Origin of the sequence: Carnobacterium pleistocenium FTR1, assembly GCF_000744285.1 — a bacterium.
GTDB classification, from domain to species: Bacteria; Bacillota; Bacilli; order Lactobacillales; family Carnobacteriaceae; genus Carnobacterium_B; species Carnobacterium_B pleistocenium.
In genome coordinates this window covers 1,021,783-1,044,681 of the sequence record NZ_JQLQ01000002.1, presented here as the reverse complement: position 1 = coordinate 1,044,681, position 22,899 = coordinate 1,021,783, and the positions used below count along the sequence as shown (strand labels likewise).

At 36.8% G+C, this 22,899-nt stretch carries 19 protein-coding genes; 1 reads left to right on the top strand and 18 read right to left on the bottom strand.

Annotated features, from left to right (window positions below):
• Together BP17_RS05045 and BP17_RS05040 are read right to left on the bottom strand one after the other, a co-directional pair.
• On the bottom strand, positions 1 to 651 hold the full coding sequence (locus tag BP17_RS05045) for a bifunctional 4-hydroxy-2-oxoglutarate aldolase/2-dehydro-3-deoxy-phosphogluconate aldolase (RefSeq protein ID WP_035052276.1): 651 nt from the start codon (positions 649 to 651) through the stop codon (positions 1 to 3).
• A 38-nt stretch (positions 652 to 689) separates the two neighbouring features.
• Positions 690 to 2,519 carry a glucose PTS transporter subunit IIA gene (locus BP17_RS05040; RefSeq protein ID WP_035052274.1) on the bottom strand — a complete coding sequence of 610 codons (1,830 nt, stop codon included), beginning with the start codon at positions 2,517 to 2,519 and terminating at the stop codon, positions 690 to 692.
• Between the two features lie 264 nt (positions 2,520 to 2,783).
• Between BP17_RS05040 and BP17_RS05035 the strand changes: the two genes are divergently transcribed.
• Positions 2,784 to 3,983, top strand: a complete 1,200-nt coding sequence (locus BP17_RS05035; protein ID WP_035052272.1) for an enolase C-terminal domain-like protein — start codon at positions 2,784 to 2,786, stop codon at positions 3,981 to 3,983.
• A gap of 58 nt (positions 3,984 to 4,041) precedes the next feature.
• On the opposite strand, the gene BP17_RS05030 is transcribed toward BP17_RS05035, so the two are convergent.
• The 16 genes from BP17_RS05030 to malX form a co-directional block, all read right to left on the bottom strand.
• Positions 4,042 to 4,752, bottom strand: a complete 711-nt coding sequence (locus tag BP17_RS05030) for a GntR family transcriptional regulator (RefSeq protein ID WP_035052270.1) — start codon at positions 4,750 to 4,752, stop codon at positions 4,042 to 4,044.
• 293 nt (positions 4,753 to 5,045) lie between these two features.
• On the bottom strand, positions 5,046 to 5,702 hold the full coding sequence (locus tag BP17_RS05025; protein WP_232219600.1) for a nuclease-related domain-containing protein: 657 nt from the start codon (positions 5,700 to 5,702) through the stop codon (positions 5,046 to 5,048).
• Positions 5,703 to 6,233: 531 nt separating this feature from the next.
• A complete protein-coding gene (locus BP17_RS05020) occupies positions 6,234 to 6,680 on the bottom strand; it encodes a gamma-glutamylcyclotransferase family protein (protein ID WP_035052264.1) in 447 nt (148 codons plus the stop codon).
• A 1-nt stretch (position 6,681) separates the two neighbouring features.
• Positions 6,682 to 7,329, bottom strand: coding sequence for a pyroglutamyl-peptidase I (gene pcp / locus BP17_RS05015; RefSeq protein ID WP_035052262.1), 648 nt, complete (start codon positions 7,327 to 7,329; stop codon positions 6,682 to 6,684).
• Positions 7,330 to 7,425: 96 nt separating this feature from the next.
• Positions 7,426 to 8,349, bottom strand: coding sequence for a DUF979 domain-containing protein (locus tag BP17_RS05010; protein ID WP_035052260.1), 924 nt, complete (start codon positions 8,347 to 8,349; stop codon positions 7,426 to 7,428).
• A 6-nt stretch (positions 8,350 to 8,355) separates the two neighbouring features.
• Positions 8,356 to 9,060 (bottom strand): DUF969 domain-containing protein, encoded by a 705-nt coding sequence (locus BP17_RS05005; RefSeq protein WP_035052258.1) that lies wholly within the window; start codon positions 9,058 to 9,060, stop codon positions 8,356 to 8,358.
• Between the two features lie 513 nt (positions 9,061 to 9,573).
• Entirely contained in the window at positions 9,574 to 10,371 is a 798-nt protein-coding gene (locus BP17_RS05000; RefSeq protein ID WP_035052256.1) for an SGNH/GDSL hydrolase family protein, read from the bottom strand.
• Positions 10,372 to 10,844: 473 nt separating this feature from the next.
• The gene (locus BP17_RS04995) at positions 10,845 to 11,561 is read right to left on the bottom strand and encodes an MIP/aquaporin family protein (RefSeq protein ID WP_035052254.1); all 717 of its coding nucleotides are present in this window, start codon (positions 11,559 to 11,561) and stop codon (positions 10,845 to 10,847) included.
• The gene (gene glpO, locus BP17_RS04990) at positions 11,558 to 13,396 is read right to left on the bottom strand and encodes a type 1 glycerol-3-phosphate oxidase (RefSeq protein ID WP_035052252.1); all 1,839 of its coding nucleotides are present in this window, start codon (positions 13,394 to 13,396) and stop codon (positions 11,558 to 11,560) included. Before glpO ends, BP17_RS04995 begins: the two co-directional genes overlap by 4 nt.
• A gap of 16 nt (positions 13,397 to 13,412) precedes the next feature.
• On the bottom strand, positions 13,413 to 14,918 hold the full coding sequence (gene glpK, locus BP17_RS04985; protein ID WP_035052249.1) for a glycerol kinase GlpK: 1,506 nt from the start codon (positions 14,916 to 14,918) through the stop codon (positions 13,413 to 13,415).
• Between the two features lie 669 nt (positions 14,919 to 15,587).
• Positions 15,588 to 17,057, bottom strand: coding sequence for a helix-turn-helix domain-containing protein (locus tag BP17_RS04980; protein ID WP_035052246.1), 1,470 nt, complete (start codon positions 17,055 to 17,057; stop codon positions 15,588 to 15,590).
• Complete coding sequence (locus BP17_RS04975) at positions 17,047 to 18,384, bottom strand: FAD-dependent oxidoreductase (protein WP_035052244.1); 1,338 nt, start codon at positions 18,382 to 18,384, stop codon at positions 17,047 to 17,049. The genes BP17_RS04980 and BP17_RS04975 overlap by 11 nt, the downstream gene beginning before the upstream one ends.
• 75 nt (positions 18,385 to 18,459) lie before the next feature.
• Positions 18,460 to 18,798, bottom strand: coding sequence for a hypothetical protein (locus tag BP17_RS04970; RefSeq protein ID WP_035052242.1), 339 nt, complete (start codon positions 18,796 to 18,798; stop codon positions 18,460 to 18,462).
• Positions 18,799 to 19,143: 345 nt separating this feature from the next.
• On the bottom strand, positions 19,144 to 19,734 hold the full coding sequence (locus tag BP17_RS04965) for a YdcF family protein (protein ID WP_035052241.1): 591 nt from the start codon (positions 19,732 to 19,734) through the stop codon (positions 19,144 to 19,146).
• 319 nt (positions 19,735 to 20,053) lie between these two features.
• Positions 20,054 to 21,265: a MalY/PatB family protein gene (locus tag BP17_RS04960; protein WP_035052240.1), complete on the bottom strand. Its 1,212-nt coding sequence runs from the start codon at positions 21,263 to 21,265 to the stop codon at positions 20,054 to 20,056.
• Positions 21,266 to 21,279: 14 nt separating this feature from the next.
• The gene (gene malX, locus BP17_RS04955) at positions 21,280 to 22,836 is read right to left on the bottom strand and encodes a maltose/glucose-specific PTS transporter subunit IIBC (RefSeq protein ID WP_035052239.1); all 1,557 of its coding nucleotides are present in this window, start codon (positions 22,834 to 22,836) and stop codon (positions 21,280 to 21,282) included.
• Positions 22,837 to 22,899 lie beyond the last annotated feature (63 nt).

The window sequence follows — 22,899 nt, the reverse complement described above, 5'->3', positions numbered from 1 at the left end:
TTATCTGTGTCCTTTTATTTCGTGGTATTTATTCATATATTGTTTTGCTAAATCGGTGACTTTATCAAAATCTCCATTTTTTACTGGCTCTAATAAATTCCCACCAACACCGACAGCAACTACGCCTTCGTTGAACCATTCTGCCATATTGTCTATATTGACACCACCTGTAGGCATGATATTCAAATAAGGTAATGGTGCTTTAAATGCTTTAACCACACTAGGACCATATACACTTCCAGGGAATAATTTGACAATATCAACACCACATTTAAGTGCCGTTTCCATCTCAGTTATGGTCATACATCCTGGTAAATAAGGAATTTGGTAAAGGTTACACATTTCTGCAGTAGCTGGGTTAAAACTTGGACTTACAATATATTCAGCCCCAGCCATAATGGCTAAGCGAGCTGTTGTTGCATCTAATACTGTTCCAGCTCCTATAACTATTTCGGCTTGATTTTTATAATAAACAGCTAATTCTTTTATGATTTCATTAGCTTCGGGAACAGTAAAGGTTAATTCTATACTTCTAATTCCGCCTTCAATTACCGCATGACTAGTTTTTAAAACTTCTTCTTTCGTTTCGCCTCTAAGAACAGCTATAACACCGGCTTCTTCTATTCGTTGCAAAATAGTCATTTTTTTCATTTCTTATTCTCCTCTAAAAAATTATTGATCTTTGAGTTTTAAGATAAAACAGCATTTCCTAATGTAGTCCCAGCAAGATGTTCTCCTTCAAGATTATGTTCACCAGCTAAACTTTGAACTTTATCCATATTCGTCACGACCACAATAATAGTGTCATCTTTTTGGGCTTCTCTTACTTTTTCTAAATTAATATGAGCAATTTTCATTTTAGAGGTTACTTTTTCTCCTACTTTAACAAAGACATCAAACGCTTCTCCATTTAAACTTACTGTATCAATTCCCATATGGACAAGAACTTCAAGTCCATTTTCTGTAACTATCCCAATCGCATGTTTTGTTGGGAAAATTGTTTGAACGGTACCAGAAACAGGTGAATAAATATCTCCTGAGGTAGATTTCATAGCATATCCATCACCCAGCATTTTTGTTGAAAAGACATCATCATTTACATCTTCTAGCGGAACATACAGGCCATCAGTAACCGCATTCAATTGGACTTCATTTGAACTTTCCTCAACTTCTTGTTTTGGTACTAAGAAACTAGTAATAGCAAATGAAACCCCTATTGCTATTATAATTCCAAAAACTGCATAAATAAAATATTCGCCAATATACGCTGGTAAACTGAAGATACTTGATAAGATGTACCCATAAATCCTTACTCCAAAGAAACTGATAAAGGCAGAAGATACAGCACTACCAATGGTTGCTGCAAGAAAAGCTTTTTTATACTTTGTTAATACCCCAAATAAAGCAGGTTCAGTTATACCTAACAGACCTGAAAAAGCAGCTGAGATGATGATTGATTTTTCTTCCTTTGTTTGAACTTTTTTATATAAAGCAATCGTTGCACCGGTTATAGCCATATTAGCCATAAACATCATTGGCATTAGCATATCGTAGCCTTGATTGGCAAAATTTTGTAACGCAATCGGAGTCATAGCATGATGTAAACCCGTAAGGATCGCAATTGGTCTGATTAACCCAACTACCACACCAGCTAAAATTGGAGAAATGGTAAACAACCAACTCACTCCATCAGCAAGAAGATTACCCGCATAGATTCCGATAGGTCCTATTACTGTTAAAGCAAATATTCCTCCAACAAATAATGAAATTGTCGGAGTAAATACGGTACGTAATATTTCTGGTAAGACTTTGTCAACCCACCGATAAATATAACTCAAAGCTAAAATTGCAAAAATAATTGGGATTACTGTTCCAGCGTAATTAAATACTGGTACAGGAACTATGCCAAAAAGCATAAAGTTTGAAAATTCTCCAGCGGCTGCAGCAGCAGTCATCGTTGGAAATTGCAATGTAGCAGCGATTGCAATCGCTAGATATTGATTGGTTTTAAAAATTCGAGCTGCAGAAGCTGCAACAAAAAAGGGCAAGAATACAAATACTCCACTAGCTAACATATCAATTACTTGAAAAGTTGGTGTCTCATTAGAAATGACATTCAATGCAACAAGACCAGCCATCAATCCTTTTATCATACCAGCACCCGCAATTGCCGGCACGATAGGACCAAAAACGCCAGAAACAGTATCCATAAATAAAGAAACTAATCCTTTTTTCTCACTATTTTGATTATGGTTACTATCTGAATCCTCTTCGATACCTAATTCTTTAGCTAATATTTCATAATAGCTAGCCACATTTGTCCCGATAACAATTTGTAATTGATCACTTTGAAACTTTGTACCGACTACACCTGGTATCTTTTCCAATTCTTTGTAATTCACTTTTTCTTTGTCTTTAAGATTAAATCTTAACCGTGTCATACAATGCCAAGCATTATTTATATTTGCTTGGCCTCCAATATGTTGAATAATTTGTTTTGCAACCTCTTCTTTTTTCATTTGATTCCCCACCCTTTTTCTCTAATTATTTTTTGTTTCCGTTTACAATTTAAATGATAGCACAATATTCCAAATTATAAAAACAGTCCTTAATATGAATAATACGAAAGAATCCTTTGATGTAACAACGTTTTTTGAATTTATGATGATTATTGGACTGGTTTTTATCCATATATCTCTATCTTTTCATACCAAATTGACAGCCGTTCCCATTACATGTTTCAATATACATGTAGTCTTAAAAAAAGGAAGAGAGGTTTGAACATGAAACCAACGATTATTACAGATATTAAAAGTTACACCATCAAACCAGATCGACACAATTTAGTAGTAGTGAAAATAGAAACAAATAGAGGTGTCATAGGTTATGGTTGTGCAACTTTTCAACAACGCCCTTTAGCAGTTAAAGTTATGGTTGACGAGTATCTAAAACCTTTACTGATTGGTAAAGATGCTAATAACATTGAAGATTTATGGCAAATGATGACCGTTAATTCCTACTGGAGAAACGGTCCAGTAATTAATAACGCTATTTCTGGAATAGATATGGCTCTCTGGGATATCAAAGGAAAATTATGTGATATGCCGCTCTATCAGTTATTAGGTGGGAAATCTAGAGATGCCATTGCTAGTTATACTCATGCGGTGGCAGATAACCTAGACGACCTCTACCAGGAGATCGATACTATCCTTGCTGAAGGTTACCAATATATTCGCTGTCAATTAGGTTTCTATGGTGGCCCAGCTGCTGAACTGAATACGCCTAAAAACACTTCTGAAGGTTCTTATTTTGACCAGTACCAATATATGGATACAACCTTGAACATGTTTGCAAGCATTCGCAATAAGTATGGCAACTCGTTCCAGATGCTTCATGATGTTCATGAACGTCTTTACCCAAATCAAGCAGTACAATTTGCTAAAAAATCTGAAGAGTATAATCTATTTTTCTTAGAAGATTTACTGCCACCTGATCAAAATGAATGGCTAAAACAAATTCGATCTCAATCATCGACCCCAATTGCTACTGGTGAATTATTTAATAACCCAATGGAATGGCAGTCTTTGGTTAAGAACCGTGAAATTGATTATATGCGTGCACATGTTTCACAATTGGGCGGAATCACACCGGCTATCAAATTAGCACATTTTTGTGACGCTATGGGAATACGAATGGCTTGGCATACTCCTTCTGATATCACACCAATTGGTATTGCTGTAAATACCCATTTAAACATACACCTTCATAACGCGGCAGTTCAAGAAAATATACTAGTACCTGAAAATACAGCCAAGCTTTTTTCATATGTACCAGTAGCTGAAAAAGGCTACTTTTATCCAATAGATATGCCTGGAATTGGGGTTGACTTTAACGAAGAATTAGCCGAAGAATATCCTATCATCTATCGGCCTCATGAATGGACACAAAGTCGTACACCGGATGGTACAATCGTTACTCCTTAATCAGAAAATAAAAAGAATCTGCCACACACTGATTTGTGCTGTGACAGGTTCTTTTCATTTAATCATTTTGCCTTATTTGATGGCTTTCTTTATTAAATGGAATAAGATAGGTGCATGTGTAATCGATAGCAGTTACTTCACTATATTCATAAACTTGCCCACTTTTTAAAATACCACGATTAATGATCTTCATTGCTGGAGTGCCTTTTTTACAAAGCAATAATTCAGACTGTTTTCTAGTTATCAAAACAGGAGTGTAACTCGTTATATAATGTGAAATATCATACCCAGATTGCTGTACAAACTTTTGAATAGAGTCTTCAACAATGTGAGAAGTTAAATCTGGAAAAAGAGAAACCGGTAATTTTGAAGTTTCAATTTGAGTTATTTTATAGTTTACGATACGAATACGTTGAAAGACCCAAACATATTGTTCATTATCTATTTCAAAAATTTGACGATCTTCTTCCAATGCAGGTTGTTTCTCCAAAAAAATAATTTTTGAACTAATTCGAGCATAGGAATTTCTTGTCAAAGAATTATAAATTAAAGGATTTTGTTTAGCATCTTTTCGAATAAATGTTCCAGATCCTTGAACAACTTGAACAACTCCAATATCACTCAAGCTATTGATGGCTTCCTGTATCGTGTATCGTGAAACTTCATATTGAACAGCTAAACTCCTTTGAGTAGGTAACTTACCACTTGAATAATATTCTTGGTAAATTTTACTTAATATATCTTGGACTACAAATTCACGTTTTTTCATCAGAAAACTCCTCGCCATTACTTTCTAAACAATGTTACTACTATTTTTAATACTCCGCTAGAATAAATTTTTTCATTATAATCATTATTAGTATAGCTTATCTTACAAGTAAGACAAATGCCAAACTAATAGATTTCTTAAAATAACTGTACGCTCTAAGCTAAACAATTTAAACTTAACTAAAAAAATACTTAAGAATTTCTCTTAAGCACCCTTCAACTATTTTGAATTGTATTTTTTGGTGTGGATGAAGAAATTCATTTTTATCTTTAGAAACTCGACGAATAGAACACTCATTTTTTTGCCAGACTTAATCTTTCTTGAATTCTTTTGATATGCAGCTTTTTGGTTTTCTTGTCAGCATGCATGAAAGGTTTAAGCATTTGAAAATAAGCCTGCATCTCATCTGAAGTTAAGCGAGGCTCGTTATATTGTTTTCTTTTTAACATTCGTTTCAGCTGATTTTGTTGGAAAACTTGAACATTAGAACTAGTCACCGTAATCTTCTTTAATTCACAATGACTGCTGAAAATAATGAATGAGTGCACCAAAGAATCTTCGGTAAGAGCTAAAACGGCTTTTAAAGCCTTAATATGTCCCTTGTTTTGCCAAATGGGATTAAAAAATTTGAACTGCTGCTTATTTGGGAAAGTTTGAGTCCAGTTAAAGTTTCTTTCATCGCCAAAAATCCAGCCACTGTAATTCTTTGACTCTACAACAAACAAACCCGATTTTGTGATCATCACCAAATCAATTTCTGTTGTACTTCCATCCTCTTTAGGAATGTAAAGATTCGTCATTAACAGCTTTTCCCCTTTTACTTTTTCAAGACTGCGGTAAATATTGTATTCACCCATATTTCCTTTATTGAAAAAGGTTTGCCAAAAATTATGATTACTTGCATGGCGATAATCAGAAGTCTTAAAGTCTATATAAATTTTTAGTTTCAATATTCCAAACCCAATAATGTATATGACAACTATGTTAAAAATAAGGTCCATCATTAAAGTTGCTTCCTCCTTGATTTTTTATAATTACTTAGACCTTATTGACCATAAACTAGAATAGTACCACTATGTAGTGACTTGCTAGTCGAAACTTAGTAGCTAAAATAGTTTTTATTTCTACTTTTTTAGTTTATCCATTAATATCACGGATTGTAAAATTAAGCTAGATAACTAAAAAGCCATTTACGGTACAGTCAAAATGAATTCCAAATCAAAAAATTAGAGGAATGACCATAATGACCTAAACCATCTTACCACCGAAAAACAGGTAATGGTAGAAGCTTATACCGAACAAACGTTTTCATAATGAAATTGAGGCTTATATTAGTTATTCACGACAGGTAATTCATATCAAAGTATTAGCAACTTTTGTATAATCATTGAAAAATAAAAAAATAGCATTAGAAGAATTTTGCTCTTCTAGTGCTATTTTCTCATTTTATAAAGAAGTTTTTTCTTGGCTTTCTTATGTATCTAGTTTGATTGCCAAATACCCTTTTTCATTACTTGACTTTGTTTAGTAAACAGAATATCTTTTTCTACTTGATAAAGATAAACAAAAACTTCCTGTGCTACATAAATCCTAGATCTATCATGCCATATTTCAGCTTTTACTACACTGCGCACGTATTCATTAGCTGGATGATCCACTCCATAATACCCTTCTAGACTATCTAATTGAGATAACGTTGATTCATAATCAAGCAATTCAAATAGCTCACCGTATACCCACTCTGTACTGGAATCTTCAACTAAAAGAGCTGGATATCCTTTATACGGCATATTATAAAGAGTACCTCTAATTCGGGCACGTTTTGGTTCAACTATAGACACTTTACCATCTAGATAACTTTTATAATTAAATTCGCTAGTTTTTAAACTGCCATAAACAAAAACTGGCAGGATAGTTTCAGCTCGCATATCAATAAATCGCTCCCCCTATTTCTTTTAGATCTTCTTTGCCCTCAAAAGCAACAATTGCCTCTATTGCCGCTGTCAATCCTTTAGTGATATCAGTTAAATTCATGAAAGGTAGATTCGATTTGTCTACTACTTGTTCAGGAATAAAAGGCACATGAATGAATCCACCTTTGATTGCCGGATATTGAGTATCAATTAAATATTGAACTTGATACATAATATGATTGCAGACAAACGTCCCAGCTGTATTAGAAACAGCTCCAGGTATACCAGCTGCCTTGATTGCTGTTGCTATGGCTTTAACAGGCAACTGAGTAAAATAAGCTGCTTTTCCTTGTTCTTGAATAGCTTCATCAATCGGCTGATTGCCTTCGTTATCTGGAATACGCGCATCATCTACATTGATTGCTACACGTTCAGGTGTCATTGCAAAACGGCCCCCTGCTTGTCCAACGTTTAATACAACATCCGGATGAAATTCTTCAATAGCCGCTCTAACAACTTCAGCTGATTTTCCGAATACAGTTGGAATTTCTAATTTTTTGATTTCGGCTCCTTTAATACTATCCGCTAGACCTCTGACAGCTTCAAGAGCTGGGTTAATTTTTTCACCGCCAAATGGGTCAAATCCAGTTACTAGTAGTTTCATTTATAATCATACTCCTTTCAATAGTTGCCTTCTTTGTAAAATTCAACATAATTATTTTCGTTCATAAAGAATACCATTTATTGTTTAATAGTTGTTTTAAAATGCCCAGAAATACATCAATGCGATATGAATTACAATCATGCTGAAAGCAAATGGTACTTGTTCTTTAATAACACCGTTCAAATTTTTCATTTCCAACAAGGCAGCTGGTAAAGCGTTAAAGTTAGCAGCCATAGGTGTTAACAGCGTACCACAAAAACCAGCTGTCATTGCCAAAGCTCCTGCAATAACTGGGTCTCCTCCTTGGGCGATGACAAAAGGAATTCCTATCCCAGCTGTAATAACAGTAAAAGCAGCAAACGCATTCCCCATAATCATTGTAAAAATGACCATTCCTAACACATAGGCGATGACACCTAATAACTGATTTCCTTCTGGTATAAAAGTTGAAACTCCACTTGCAATAACATCACCTACACCAGCAGCTGTAAAAATGACACCCAGTGCGGCTAACAACTGTGGCAAAATCCCAGTCGTGCCTACTTGTTGAATCATGCGGTCTCCTTCATCTAAAACCATTCTTGGTTTTGATTTAGTCATGAGAACAGCAATTATTAAAGAAATAACTGCTCCTACTCCAATACCTACTTGTCCACCAAGAGGCGTGAATTGTGCAATTGGAACAGCCACTACCGCTAAAGCAATAACGGGGATAAAAATTTTATTGCCTAAATGATTACTAGATTCTAACGCTTTATTTTCATCCACTTTCTTAACTTCTCCTAGACGGACTTGTTTAAACAATGTCAATACACCTATTCCTATAAGTAATACGCCATTAATCATTGCGGGTATGAAATTTCCAAAAGCAAATACAATTCCTAATAAGAGCCAGAATAACGTTGTGCCTAAACGTGTTGGATGCTTTTGATCTCTAAAAACGTTACTAGCTGTGTAAATAAGTAATAAACCAATCATGATGAAGAAGAATTCTAATATATTAGTTACAAGTGCCTCCATTTATTATTATTCCTCCTCTTTTTGTGCTACTAAGTTTTCTTTATTCTCATATTTTCGTTGCAATTTCCGATCAAATAAAATATTTGATCCTGCTACTAAAATTAACATAATTAAAGCAATCGGAATAGAAGCTTGAGCAATAGCTACCGCTGAAACTTCATATCCTAAAGATTCCAATGTTCCAGTAATCAATAAAACACCTGCTGCTGCAATGAAAGTATTTTGAGCAAAAAAGTTTCCGTAGTTTTCTGTTGCTGCCGAGCGTGCCTTAAGACGTTCAATATCTTCATCGCTGATTTCACCATATTTAGTTTTGGCAGCTGCTTGAGTCATCGGTTCAACTAACGGACGGATGAATTGTGTATGTCCTTGGACACGTACAGAAAAGAATCCTGCGAGTTCACGAATAACCATGTATAAAGATAGGAAACGACCAGGTGTCAGTCCTTTCATCTTCTCTATCAACTTAACTGCTTGCTGGCGTAACCCATATCTTTCCGTTAATCCTATCATAGGTAGAGTAAGTAAAAATAATGTTACTAACCGGTTAGAGACAAATGCTTCTCCTAACAAAACTAAAAAATCGGTAAATGAGATACCTGAAAATAGAGCTGTAGCCAGTGCTGCAAGCAATACAACGGCAATCGTATCAAACTTAAAAATGAACCCCACTACAATAATTAAAATTCCAATTAGCTTAATGATTTCCATGATCCTCTCCCTTTCTTTAGTTTTTTTAATCTTATTCTAATTATAATCACATTTAAAGTGAGATGCAAATTTATTTATGAAACTGAAAATTACAATTGATTTAGATTCATTAACTAATAGCGTATCAAGACCTTATATTACCTTTTTGGTTATCTTAGCTTTAGTATTTAGTCGATTCAAGAAGAAAAGCAGCTAGAGTTGCCTGAACTAATACCCGTTACCTCTACTCAAATGGATAATGTCTATTGAGTCGCTCAAAATAGAGCTCATTACCTCTACTCAAAATGAAAAGTAGCATCGAGTTGCTTAAATAAAGGCTCGTTGCCCTTACTCAAACGGTAAAGGACTATTGAGTTACTCGAACTAGCGGTCATTACTACTACTCAAGTGAAAGCGACTAGCCGAAGTTGCCCGAACTAACGCCTATTACCTTTTCTCAAATACAATTCGCTAGAAAAGAAATAAAAACGAAAAAGCCTCAAAAATTTTCATTCTTGGGGCCTTCATAATTTATTAATGAAGTTCTTTCACCGGTACATTCACTCGCTCTTTCAGTAATTCGAACCACATACCATACCCTTTTCCGTTTGGATGAACATTATCAGCCAGAATATCTCCAGTCAATAAATCTCGTTCTTCAAGTCTAGTTTGCATCAATTGATAAATATCAATAATCGGCCACTGCTGCTCTTTAACATATTCAACAATTTCATTATTGTATTGACCATAGGTAAACTGAGCATCTTGTAAAAGCACATCATTGTAATTAGTCGGATTTGCGGTTTGTAAAATAACTAATGTATCTGGTAGTTTGTCATTAAACGTGTCCATGATCCATTGGATGTCTGCTTTTGTTTGATCCATATCGCTTTGTGGATAGCGATTATTATTGATCAAACACAATTCAAAAATGATGATGTCTGGATCGTCTTTAATGACGGACTTGATTTTATGCCTTGAAATCAGATCTGCTGTACTGTAGCCGTTGTACCCGTGATTGATGACTTTAGCATTGATTCCATCCGTCTCGTCAAGATTCGTTTCCAGTAAATTACCCCACACGGGTTGTGCTTTGGTCGCACCTTTTCCATAAGTTACACTGCTACCTAGAACAACAATTGTTACCTCACCATCGCGTTCCGTTACAAATTTTGAGCGATCTGCTAAACTTTCATGTTTAAACGTATCCGATAATTTATAAGTTTCATTCATTTGGGCTAACGTTCTATTCGCTTTAGTAAGATTAAAGAAAAATATAAAAACAGCTACCAAAACTATGAGCATCCCGATTTTCAAATTAGTTCGTTTCATTTTAAACGGCTCCTCCAACTACTAGTTAATACAGTATATCATGTTTAACAGCAATACAGTAAGGCGGAAATCCGACTATTTGGAGAGCAATTGTTTAGGTACTGCCAATTACTATTTTTACATCATTTTATTAAAAAAAGGTCGCTATCATTTTTAGTGTTGTTAGATTAACCATCTCAATCACCTAAAATTTATGCGGAATAGAGTTGCTTGTAGCCAATGCATTGGATTCAATGCGAATTACAGAGTGTTGAGCTTCAGCGATTACGTTCTCTGTTTGAGGCTTGAAAGTTTGTAAGACTACAGGCTTACAAATGGTACCGTGGCTTTACAAGCAAACTCGTACATTCCAGAAGAAATTTCATCTTGAAGCATCAACACCATTTGCCAACTAACCAAAAAAGCAGCTTGAGTGGCTCCACTCAAGTTGCTTCAAAAATAATCCATATACGAAAGGATCTTTTCTTTGTCAATTAGGTAATAACGATATAAAGTAATGCAGCGATAGCTCCACCTATCATTGGTGCTACTACTGGAATCCATGAGTAACCCCAGTCGGAATTTCCTTTGTTTGCAATCGGTAATAATTGATGCGCAATACGTGGACCTAAGTCACGTGCAGGGTTGATTGCGTAGCCTGTTGATCCTCCTAGAGAGAGACCAATTGAAAGAATTAATACCCCTACGACTAATGGGTTTAATCCATCAGTAAATGTATTTTTTCCGAACATCATAAGAGCGAATACCAATACGAAAGTACCAATTGTTTCTGACATAACATTGGCAACGGTGTCACGAATAGCGGGTCCAGTTGCAAACGTTCCTAAAATACTAGCTTCGTCTTTTGTTTCTTTGAAGTGGGGTAAGTACGTTAACCAAACTAAACCGGCTCCCACAAAAGCTCCAACCGTTTGAGCAAGAATAAAGGGAATAACCAATGCCCACTCAAAATTACCAATAATTGCCATCCCAAGTGTTACAGCTGGGTTTAAGTGTGCTGGTCCCATAGATGCTGCAACATATACTGCGATCGTTACGGCTGCTCCCCAGCCAAGAGCAATCGCAACCCAACCAGCGCCTTCAGCTTTACTTTTTTTCAAGCTGACGGCTGCAACGACTCCATCCCCAAGTAAAATTAAAATCATTGTTCCTAAAAACTCACTGAAAATCTGTAATGTATCCCCTGTCATTTATCTCCATCCCCTTTTAAGTTTTTTAGATCAGACTCTGCAATGGCTGTTTCTAGTCCTTTCTGATAAGTTATTTTTGTTTCTTCTGTCCAGCCATAATAGCGAGCCATTTCTGTGATCACTGGGTCTATGATGCTATCTAATGTGTCGCGCATAAACAACATGTGGTTCGTGCGACGGATCAAGAAGTCACTCGGTGTAAGCGCCATCTCTTCTTTCATAGCATAGCATAAGCTTAGCGTATCTGCTAGAGTTAACCCTTCTATTTGTTGAGTTTCGTCTAGCAAAGCAAATACTTTAGGTACATTTGAACCATAGAGGTTAGCAAGGTACAACGCTTCTGATTCATTCAGCCCTTTTTCAATCCCCATTTGAGCTAATTTTTCAGTTTCTGCTTCAACTTCTAGCGGGTTGATTTCGCCGCCAGACACTGAATATTTAGCAGAATCAATCAATTCATAAGAAAGGTTAAAATCGTTTTGTAAGATTTCAACAACAGCTTTCATCGCACCCAGCGCCATTTTACGGTAGTCGGTTATCTTTCCTCCGGCTACTGTGATCAAGCCGTCTGGATCAATGTCTAACGCGCTGCCACGTGAAATGGCCGAAGGGTTATCTTCTGATTCAGAGTTGCTGACTTCAATGTTTTTCAAAGCTTCTTCTACAGTAATCCGATCGACAGATCCTTTTTGGTAGCGCTCGATTGCTGCGATGACGTTGTCAAAGCTTTCATCTGAGATAGGTTGATTTTTTGCACCATTGTAGTCTGAACCGCCATTAGCAGAAATCAATGGACGCAATCCTGCCCAACTGGATTCGATATCGTCGATTGTGATCTCAGCTGACGGATAGCGGTTGTTGACAATTTCTAGTAGGTAATCCACATCTTCTTGTTCAACAACTGGGTGTAAAAAGTCGCCTGTGTAGTCGGTATCTGTTGTTCCGAAGTACGTTTTTGCTTCACGCGGAATCACGAATACCATCCGGCCATCGTTTTTGCCTGTGTCAAAATAAGTGGGTTGCGGTACAAATAATCGTTTGTTATCTACGACTAAATGAACGCCTTTTGTCGGACGCATTTGAGGTGCAGCGTCTACTTTATCATCCATTTGACGGATCGTATCTGACCAAGGACCCGTTGTATTCAATACAATACGAGCTTTGATATCAAATGTTTCCCCGGTCAATAAGTCTTCTACGGTTGCGCCACTGACTTTGTCGTTTTCATCGTGTACGATCCCGACCACTTTCATGCGGCTGACCATGTGTCCGCCATCTGTAGCTGCGCGTTTAATATTTTCAATCACCAAGCGGGCATCATTGTTGCGGTAGTCTAGATAGACTCCAGCACCTAATAAACCATCACTTCTCAGTTGCGGTTCGCGTTTCAAGACTTCTTCTTTAGTCAACGTGTAGTTTGCATATTTTGTCCCCGTAACATCAGCTAGTCGATCATACAGATCCATCGCTATTTTTAAAGAAAACATCGAAAAAGTTGAACCGGGTTCGTTATAGATTGGCAAAATCATTGGGTCCGCTTTTGGAATATGTGGTGCGATTCCTTGTACGACCGCCCGTTCTTGGACCGTGTCGGCTACAACTTCAACATCGAAGTTTTTCAAATAACGTAAGCCGCCGTGGACCAATTTGGTTGAGCGGGATGACGTTCCTTCTGCAAAGTCTTGCATCTCGACCAGCCCTGTTTTAAGACCTGAAGCGCTGGCTTGTAAAGCTGTGCCAGCACCTGTGATCCCTCCACCAATGATTAAAACGTCTAGTATGCCTTCTTTTAGTGCCTTGATGTCTTGTTTTCTTCGTTCAATTGAGAAAACCATGATTTTTTCCTCCTTTTTAAGCTTCCGGTTTAAAGAGTTGAGTGGCTTTAACGGCTAGTTTCCAATTTTCGTATAATTTTTCGCGTTCAGCTTCTGGCATTTGTGGTTCAAAAATTCCGCCTTCTTCGTACATACCTTTGATTTCATCCATACTTTCCCAGAATCCAACAGCTAAGCCAGCTAAGTAAGCAGCTCCTAAAGCAGTCGTTTCTAAGTTGTGTGCGCGTTGGACTTTAGTGCCTAAGATATCGGCTTGGAATTGCATCAACCAATCGTTATTAGCAGCTCCGCCATCGACTTTCAATAATGGAATATCGATCCCGGCGTCTTTGTTCATCGTATCGATCACGTCGCGTGCTTGGTAAGCAATAGACTGTAAGGTCGCTTTGACAAAGTCTTCTTTGGTTGTTCCACGATTTAATCCAAAAACCGATCCACGTGCTTCTGAATCCCAGTATGGAGCACCTAATCCAGTGAAGGCTGGTACGACAAATACTTCATTTTTGTTTTTTGAGGCTTTAGCTAGTGCTTCTGAATCAGCTGAATTTTCAATCATTTTCAAGCCATCACGCAACCATTGGACCGAAGAACCCGATACAAAGATACTTCCTTCTAAAGCGTAGTAAATTTTGCCATTGATGCCGTAACCAATTGTCGTCAATAAGTTGTTTTTTGATAATTGTGGTTTTTCACCCGTATTCATTACGATAAATGAACCTGTTCCATAAGTGTTTTTCACCATACCAGGTTCAAAAGCCATTTGGCCAAATAAAGCGGCTTGTTGGTCTCCAGCCATTCCGGAAATAGGTGTGTTGGCGCCATAGAAATGGTAGTTAGTCGTGTGGCCGTAAACTTCTGAGTTAGACTTAACTTCTGGCATCATCACAAGCGGAATATTTAATAAGTCTAAGATTTCTTGATCCCATTCCAAGTTATGAATGTTGAACAACATTGTCCGACTAGCGTTTGAATAATCAGTAACGAATGATTCGCCACCTGTTAATTTCCAGACCAACCAAGTGTCCACTGTCCCAAAGAGCAGCTCGCCTTTTTCAGCCCGTTCTTGAGCACCTTCAACATGGTCAAGGATCCAACGAATTTTAGTAGCTGAGAAATAAGAATCAATGATCAATCCCGTTTTTTCATGGATCATTTGTGAATGTCCCGCTTCATGAAGTTCAGAAGCGATTGGTGCCGATTGACGCGATTGCCAAACGATCGCGTTATAAATCGGACGACCCGTTGCTTTGTCCCAAATGATTGTTGTTTCCCGTTGGTTCGTGATCCCGATCGCAGCGATTTCTTCAGGTTTAACACCCGATTCAATGAAGGCTCCAGCAATCACGGATTGGACTGAATTCCAGATTTCATTCGGGTTGTGTTCCACCCAGCCGCTTTGTGGGAAAATTTGTGTGAATTCTTTTTGTGAACTACCAATCGTGTTTGTTGCCTTATCATAAATAATCGCTCTTGAACTCGTTGTTCCTTGATCAATCGCCATGATGTATTTTTTCTCTGTCATAATGTAATTTCCTCCTTGTTTTTGCAATCGCTTTCTCTACCTTTTTATTGTAACCGTTTTTTCAAAAATTAAAATGTCATCTTTTTTGGGTTTTTAAAAATTTTTGAGAGGTTTTTGACTTTTGTTAGTCACTTGCGTTGAAAATCAATAAAAAGGGTTATTTAATAACTAGTCGTTAGGAGGATTTGCTTATAAAGTTATTATACTGCCTTATACTTAAAATCTGTAGACTTAAGACTTCTAATCTTTAAATAGTATTGGTATTGCAAATAGAATTTCTTCTGGAATGGAAAGGCTTGCTTGTGGAGAGCCGTGAGTCCACCAGAAATTCTAGGTTACCGATTGAATAAATCTACCAGCACTAAAATATCAAACATAAAAATGGTTCTAGATTAATGGTGTGGATGCTTCAAGATAAAATTCTTTCTGGAATGTACGGGCTTGCTTGTGGAAAACCGTGAGACCACCTTAAACCTAAAACCCATATTTGTCATGGTTATTGCTACTTTAGTAGCTTACAAACATGATACACTTAGGCATTAATTGCCTACAGTGCTTCCTCTCAAGCAACCCTAATTCCGCCAGAAATTCAAACTAATCAATTGGACTAATTCTCCTATAAATAGATAAACAAAAAAAACAAGCTACAGCAGATTGACTGAGCTTGTTCTATGAATGGATTTTTTGAATAATGGTTTGGATATTTTTCATGTCAAAGGATGATAGAATTTCAGAGAACACATAAATTTTAGCTTCACCGTAATAGCTCTTTTTGACGGGCTGTTCATTCGTCAGAATAAGATCATACCCTTTACCTGGGCGATAGTCCTCCACCTTTATGCCGTTGATGTGGCGCATATTCTGTATCAGCAACTGATTCAGCGTCTCTGTATAAATTTGTTCCATTTTTAAATCAATCCCAATCTGTACAATGGTGGTCATCTTAAAAGAAACCATCGCTAGCAAACTGATGTATTTCAGCAGAACCATTTCTACCGAACGGGTTTCAGTTATATTTTGGATTTCAAATTTAGTTGTACTGATCCCAAGTAAGGTATGGCCAAATGAAACTAAGTCTCGGCCAGTAAAGGTTTTTTCTTTAGCCAGCAGTTCTTCATAGGCATAGACTTCCATTTCGCCTTGAAAGAAATACAATTTCGTGTGGATATGAGACAGGTGATAGTGCATATCGCGTTCCAACATATAGGGCAATTTACGAAATTTGTAATGAATGATAATGGTTTCCACAATGTACGTATCCAGCGTTGCAATCGGTGCACGCCTATCGCGTTCTAATGTATACTCATGAAAATCGTGTTCCGTCAATATGGGAAAAGCCAATAAGAATGAAAAGTGCAACATAGCTTCTTCTTCATCGACTTCGATCGAATACCGGCTGAAGTAGCGCAAAACTATAATACGCATTTTTTGGTATAACGGATCGTTTAAGTAAGGCTGCATGCGTTCACGTACAAAGGTATAGTTCTTTTCTTTGCTTGTGACGCGGTTCTTACTGATCAACATCCACCTATTGAGCCGTTGCCGGTTTGCAGGTTCGATCGTGATGTTTAGAAAACTTTCCACGGTTTGGACCACTTGAGTGACCTGCTGATCAGCATCCGAAGCGACAAGGGCTTCTTGATTTTCGATATGGCTGAAAAATTGGAAGTAGAAATGCCTGATATGCAACTCTTCGCCGTGCAGCTGGCCATTACGGATCTTGATGCCAAACTCTTTCAAATAGCCATTCAATTCTTTGATCTTGCGAAATAAGGAAGAATCACTGATGGCCAGTTCTTCTGTCAGCTGAATGATTGAAAATTCTTGGTGCTTAAATAAAAAGCGGATCAGCTCCACTTTGACTGACTGATTCAAATAAAGTTGGTAGATGTGCTGCAATGAATAGTCATCGCTCATGGTCAAGGAAATGGATTGTCCATCATAAGTGACCTGTACTTGATCAATAAGAGATTGAATCCGAAACGAGATGAATTCTAAATCCTTTTCGAGTGATGCTTTGGTGACACTCAGATAATCCAACATCTCGGTGTAAGAAAGGTTTCCGCCGTTTAGAACCAATTGTTTAAAAATCGTAACTTCTCTAATCTCGTTTTTCTCGAGAAAGTGTTCAATTTTCATTGCCGTCATCCCTCACTTCTTGCCAAGAAATAAAATTAGTGGCCGAAATTAGTTGCGAAAAAGAAGGATGGAAGAAATACTCTTTTTGTTGCAAGTCTTCCAAGGTTTGGTTGGTTTGGATGGCCAACGCCAATGTATTGATTTTTTCCAGTATATTTGACGTCGAAATCAATTGCGCACCAAGCAAAACATGACTGGTTGCATCGTAGACCCATTTAATCGTTACCGTATCCGCATCTGGCAGACTGGTTAGACGCACTTCTTGATGATAAGCTTTAACTTTTCGACCTGAAAACACACTTTCAGCTTCTGTCATACCGGTACTGGCAATGTAGTACCCAAAGAGAAAAGTCCCAATCGTGCGTAAGGAACCTACGAAAGCTGTTTTTGGTTTGATCAGATTAGCCGCCGCTACAATACCTGTCCGGACAGCATTGTTCACTAGTGGGATATACTCCGTTTCATTGCCTTCTCCAACATTCAGTTGGATGCAATCTCCAACGGCAAAGACACCTTCGACTGACGTCCGCATATAGCGATCAACCGCAATGGTTCTATCCATATGTAATTGAATGTGTTCATCTAGAAAGGACAAGTTCGGTCTCACATTCACACCTAAGATAACTGTATCGCTCACAACCGTTTCATTGCCAAATTGAACCGTTACTGGTAAATCAGCTTCAGCTTTAATCGCCGAAACCGTTTGGTTCAATTGCATATCGATCCCCGCTTCAATCATTTTTTCTTGCACTGGAAAGATCATGTCTTTATCAAAATACTTGAATAACACATAATCCATACTTTCAATCAGTGTGACTTGTTTTTGTTGCTTGCTTAATAAATAAGCGGCTTCCACGCCGACTTGACCAGCGCCTATAATCGTCACACTTTGACTCATTTCCATCTTCGTTAAAGCAGTAACTGCTTCAGAGTGTCGTTTATACTTCAAGACACTTTCCCCACCACTGCCGCTAATTTTTTGCGACAACTGGCTTGAACCCGTTGCAATGATCAATTTATCATAAGTAGTCATCTTTTCTTGACCATGCCAAAGATAAATAACGGTTTTATTAACCGTGTTCATTTTTTCAACAGCTGCTTCTAGACAGTATTGAACGTGCTGCTTTTCCAGCTGTTCTTTCTTGATAAAGTAAGCCGCATTCAAGTCGTTAATTTCATTTCCCCAGTACAAATGCAATCCATTCGGAATGTATCCTAACGTAGCTTGTTTTTCCAGCAACACTATTTCTGCATCAGGCTGTTTTTTTCGCACTTCTAAAGCCGCCGCTATTCCAGCATAAGAAGCGCCTATAATCACTACTTTCATACTCTTACACCTCGTTAAGTTGTTTTCACTTATTATAACACACTACTATTTCGAATTAGATAAGCCTAATTAGCCTTATCCAGCATTTTCACCATAGCTACTCTTATCATAAAGTAATGTTAAACTATAGGGTTTATTGTTTTCTTCACCCCAAATGCATCCTTTAATCGTTAAATCGACACCTAATCCTACATCATTATTGTATTCTGTAGCGTACATATCTCCATAAATAGGCTCATTCAATTCTCCTTCAAAAGACAATACTTCTTCAATAACGGGTTCATCTGGAAAATTAGCGATTTCTAATATCGTCCGAATATCTGCTGCATCTACTTCAAAAAAGGTGATTTGCTTGACTGTACCATCAGCCGCATCAGACGAGACTGTAAATATTTCCGGATACATATAATTCATTTCTTGCTATTGTTCGAACTCATAAACACTTATCTCCACTTGTCCGCCAAAATAATCCTTGAAAAAAGCTGTCATTTCTTCTCCACTTTCAGGATTATAAGTGGCTTTTTCTTCACTGACTTATTCACTTTCCAAAGACTCCTCTATAACTTCTGAAGATATAACTGAGCTGCTATCCTGCTCGGTAGTAATTTCATTTGAACAACCAACTAGAGCAAATAATATTAGTATGCAACTAAAATACTTTTTAATCAAAATCACTCCTTACTTTATTCTCTATTCTTATTAAGTCCTAAGGGGATCTATCTCTTAATGAATAGCTTATGATTATTTCATTTATCATCTCTACAAATTAAAGAAATGATACAATCCCAATAGGTAACCCCAATAGTTCCAAAACTCTCGTTTAGCCACATACTGCAGGTCTTCTCCAGCGTCATTCCATGGAACAAATTCACCGTTCACTAACTGATACGCAGCTACATAGGTCAACTCATAGCCATAATCACGATTAGTACGTTCATAAATCAGTTTTGTCCGCAACATATGATAATCAGATGACACAATAACAGCAGAATCAAATCCATTTTCTTCCATCATTTCCAATGTGTTCACTGCATTCTCGTAAGTGCTCGTTGCTTCCATTTCAGGAATGATTTGCGTTTCTTCGACATCAAAGTCTAAATAGATTTGTTCATTAGCCTTATCTATTGGCGAGACAATTATTTTTTCTGATTCACTGTATCCTTCGTGCAATAACTCCGAAGCTCGATAAGCTCTCACATACGCTTGCCCTTCTGGAACAATAATCACATCAGATAGCACAGGTTCCTCATTAACAATGAGATTAGTGATAATAATCGGATAACTAACACCAATAATTAAGCTCACAAACAGGATAACAACTATAAGGATAAACATCCTTCTTTTTTTCATTCAGTTCTCCTCGCATATAGAAGGTCTAAATTAAAATCTATAATAAACAGACAGGTTGAATCAACCACTCATTCACTTCTTCTCAATTGAAATATATACTTGTATCTCTTCGTTGTCAAGAAGCTTACTATGTGCATAATAAATGACGGATATGAGTCGAATTTTTTTCATCTTCACTTTATCCTATCTTCCTATTTTAAAAGAGACAAAAAATATCCTAAAGATTAAATTACTACCTTCTCTAGGATATTTCTCAAATTTAATTTCACTAATTATTTTTCAAACTAATCTAATGAACCGACTAATTTTCCTGCTTAAGTCAGTTTAGTCCATTACCAAGTTGTCCTTGTTTCAAATAATCAATTGCTTTTTTCAATCTTTCCAACCCATCTAATACTTTTTCTTTTGAGCAACCTAAATTCATTCTCAAAAAATCTTGACCTTCTTCTCCATAAATTGATCCGTCCATAATGGCAACTGCACCAATAGCAATTAAAGCTTGCTGAATCTCCTTCATTTTGAAAGAGAGTTCGCTTATATCTAGCCAAGCTAAGAATGTCGATTCTGGAATAATGAACTTGATTTCGGGAATATTTTGTTTCAAATAATCAAACGTAAAATGCATATTTTCAGAAACATAGACATTCAATTCATCAACCCATTCATGGCAGTATTTGTACCCTGCCATCATACTTTCTATTCCCAATATGCTTGCTGAAGACAGTCCATCTCTATTTTTTAAAATATCTAAAAAAACCTTTTGCAATTCCATATCTGGAATCAACGCATAAGATCCAATCAATCCAGAAGTATTAAATGTTTTACTAGTCGATGTACAAATAGCAATATTCTTTAATTCTTCTGTTATAACAACAATCGGTGTATGGTGATGCCCCTCACGAACAATGTCCATGTGAATTTCATCGGATATTAAAAATACATCGTATCGATTACACAAGTCAACTATCTTTAATAATTCGCTTTTAGTCCAAACTCTTCCAGTAGGGTTATGAGGGCTGCACAGCACTAATATTTTTGCTTTCGGATGGGCTAATTTTTTTTCTAAATCTTTAAAATCAATAGAATAACGTCCATCTTCATAGCGTAACTTGTTCTCAACTACTTCTCGTTTGTTGCTTTTTATAGTTTTAAAAAAAGCATCATAAGCGGGCGTTTGGATCACAACTTGATCGCCAACAGTTGATTTCAATTCAATCAATTTCGAGATAGTATACATGACTGAAGGAGAGTAAACAATCCAGTTCAATTCTATTATTGTTTGGAACCGTTGGTTGTACCAGTTTACTATAGGTACCTTAAAATCATTGTGGTTCCATCTGGTATATCCGTATATCGGATGAGCATTTCTTTTTTTTAATGCCTCACTGATTTTATCCGGAACTTTGAAATCCATATCAGAAATGGTAAAAGGCAATAAATCGTTGACCCCAAAACGATCTTCTATATAATCCCATTGAGTGCAATACGTGCCCCTTCTATCTATTACTTCATCGAACAGTTCTTTTCCCAAATAAATCAGTCCCTTTAATTAATTAGTCTTTCAATTTGATTTTTCAATGTGGCTACTTGCGTTCCAATAATGACTTGTAGATTTTGATCATCTAGTTTCATTACTCCTAAAACACCATTTTCTTTTAAAACATCTTCATTTATTTCATCCATGTTATTAACAACTAACCTTAATCTAGTCACACAATTATCTAAGGAAGCAATATTAGCTGCACCGCCTAATGCTGATAAAATCACTGGCGCATCATATTTGCCTTTCTTTTTATGACCTAACTCTTCTTGAGAATATTCAGTGGTGTAGACTTCTCTTCCTGGCGTTTTCAAATTGAATTTTACAATCGCATATTTGAAAACAAAGTAATAAATAGCAAACCATAGGATTCCAACTAATACCACTAAATACCATTTCGTTTCAGAACCTTGTAACACTCCAAAAATTAAGAAGTCTAAAATGCCACCGTCTGTATTTCCAATTTTCACTGTCAACAAAGCCATCACCATAAATCCTAATCCTGTCATGATCACATGGAACAAGTAAAGCAATGGTGCGACGAATAAAAATAAGAATTCGACTGGCTCAGTAATACCTGTTACAAAAGTTGCTAAAACTCCAGAAATCAGCAATCCCTTAATCTTTGATCTATTTTCAGGTCTAGCGGTTTTATACATAGCTAAAGCAACAGCTGGTAATCCAAACATGAAGGTTGGCATTTTACCTTGTGATAAAAAGGCTGTAGCCGATGGACTTATTTCCACTCCACTTTGTAATTGAGCGTAAAAAATATTCAGAGCCCCTGAAACGGTATTCCCATCAACGATTTGTGTGCCCCCAGCTTCGGTAAACCGTATCATTGAGACGAGTATGTGATGCAAACCTGTTGGGAGTAAGAGTCTTTCTCCAGCTCCAAAGAGGAATGGACCAAAAACTCCCGCTCTTTGAATCAAGTTTCCAATACCCATAATTGCTGCACCGAATATAGGCCAAATTAAAGGCAATAACAGTCCAACTAATCCTAAAACGATGGAAGTAATGATTGGAACGAATCTAGCTCCGCCAAAAAATGCAAATGCGTCTGGAAGTTGAATCTCAAAAAATTGTTTATGCAATGACGAAACGATTATCCCAACGATAATTCCTCCAAGTACACCCATCTCTAAAGTTTGAATTCCCATTACCATACCTTGACCAGCTTCTCTCAAAGCTTCAGTGTCAGCCAATAGATTAGCTTCTGTCAAATAAAAGTTGATTGATAAATTCATAATGATGTAACCAACTAATCCTGAAAAAGCAGCTACTCCTTTATCGTACCTAGCTAATCCTAAAGGAATGGCCATTGCGAACAATACTGGTAGATAAGTAAAAGCAAAACCACCAATCGTTGAAAGAAATCTAAAAATCACTTGTAAATAATCATTTCCTAAAAATGGCATGATCTCAATTGTTGTTGCACTAGTGAATGAACTCCCAATTCCTAGAATTAATCCCATAAATGCGAGCAATGCCACAGGTAACATAAAGGTCTTACCTAACCCTTGAAAAAATTCCCAAAAACTACCCTTACTTTTATTCATTTTTCATATCTCCTTTACAACTTATTTGTACCTCTAAGGTAACGCTTCACAACCCGTCTAGCA

Coding starts and splice junctions, on each gene's coding strand:
- BP17_RS05045 (WP_035052276.1), bottom strand. CDS start 651: ATGAAAAAAATGACTATTTTGCAACGAATAGAAGAAGCCGGTGTTATA.
- BP17_RS05020 (WP_035052264.1), bottom strand. CDS start 6,680: ATGCGAGCTGAAACTATCCTGCCAGTTTTTGTTTATGGCAGTTTAAAA.
- BP17_RS04975 (WP_035052244.1), bottom strand. CDS start 18,384: ATGAAAGTAGTGATTATAGGCGCTTCTTATGCTGGAATAGCGGCGGCT.
- BP17_RS05000 (WP_035052256.1), bottom strand. CDS start 10,371: ATGAAACGAACTAATTTGAAAATCGGGATGCTCATAGTTTTGGTAGCT.
- BP17_RS04970 (WP_035052242.1), bottom strand. CDS start 18,798: ATGAATTATATGTATCCGGAAATATTTACAGTCTCGTCTGATGCGGCT.
- malX (WP_035052239.1), bottom strand. CDS start 22,836: ATGAATAAAAGTAAGGGTAGTTTTTGGGAATTTTTTCAAGGGTTAGGT.
- BP17_RS05030 (WP_035052270.1), bottom strand. CDS start 4,752: ATGAAAAAACGTGAATTTGTAGTCCAAGATATATTAAGTAAAATTTAC.
- BP17_RS04980 (WP_035052246.1), bottom strand. CDS start 17,057: ATGAAAATTGAACACTTTCTCGAGAAAAACGAGATTAGAGAAGTTACG.
- glpK (WP_035052249.1), bottom strand. CDS start 14,918: ATGACAGAGAAAAAATACATCATGGCGATTGATCAAGGAACAACGAGT.
- BP17_RS04995 (WP_035052254.1), bottom strand. CDS start 11,561: ATGACAGGGGATACATTACAGATTTTCAGTGAGTTTTTAGGAACAATG.
- BP17_RS04965 (WP_035052241.1), bottom strand. CDS start 19,734: ATGAAAAAAAGAAGGATGTTTATCCTTATAGTTGTTATCCTGTTTGTG.
- BP17_RS05035 (WP_035052272.1), top strand. CDS start 2,784: ATGAAACCAACGATTATTACAGATATTAAAAGTTACACCATCAAACCA.
- BP17_RS05005 (WP_035052258.1), bottom strand. CDS start 9,060: ATGGAAATCATTAAGCTAATTGGAATTTTAATTATTGTAGTGGGGTTC.
- BP17_RS05040 (WP_035052274.1), bottom strand. CDS start 2,519: ATGAAAAAAGAAGAGGTTGCAAAACAAATTATTCAACATATTGGAGGC.
- glpO (WP_035052252.1), bottom strand. CDS start 13,396: ATGGTTTTCTCAATTGAACGAAGAAAACAAGACATCAAGGCACTAAAA.
- BP17_RS05010 (WP_035052260.1), bottom strand. CDS start 8,349: ATGGAGGCACTTGTAACTAATATATTAGAATTCTTCTTCATCATGATT.
- pcp (WP_035052262.1), bottom strand. CDS start 7,329: ATGAAACTACTAGTAACTGGATTTGACCCATTTGGCGGTGAAAAAATT.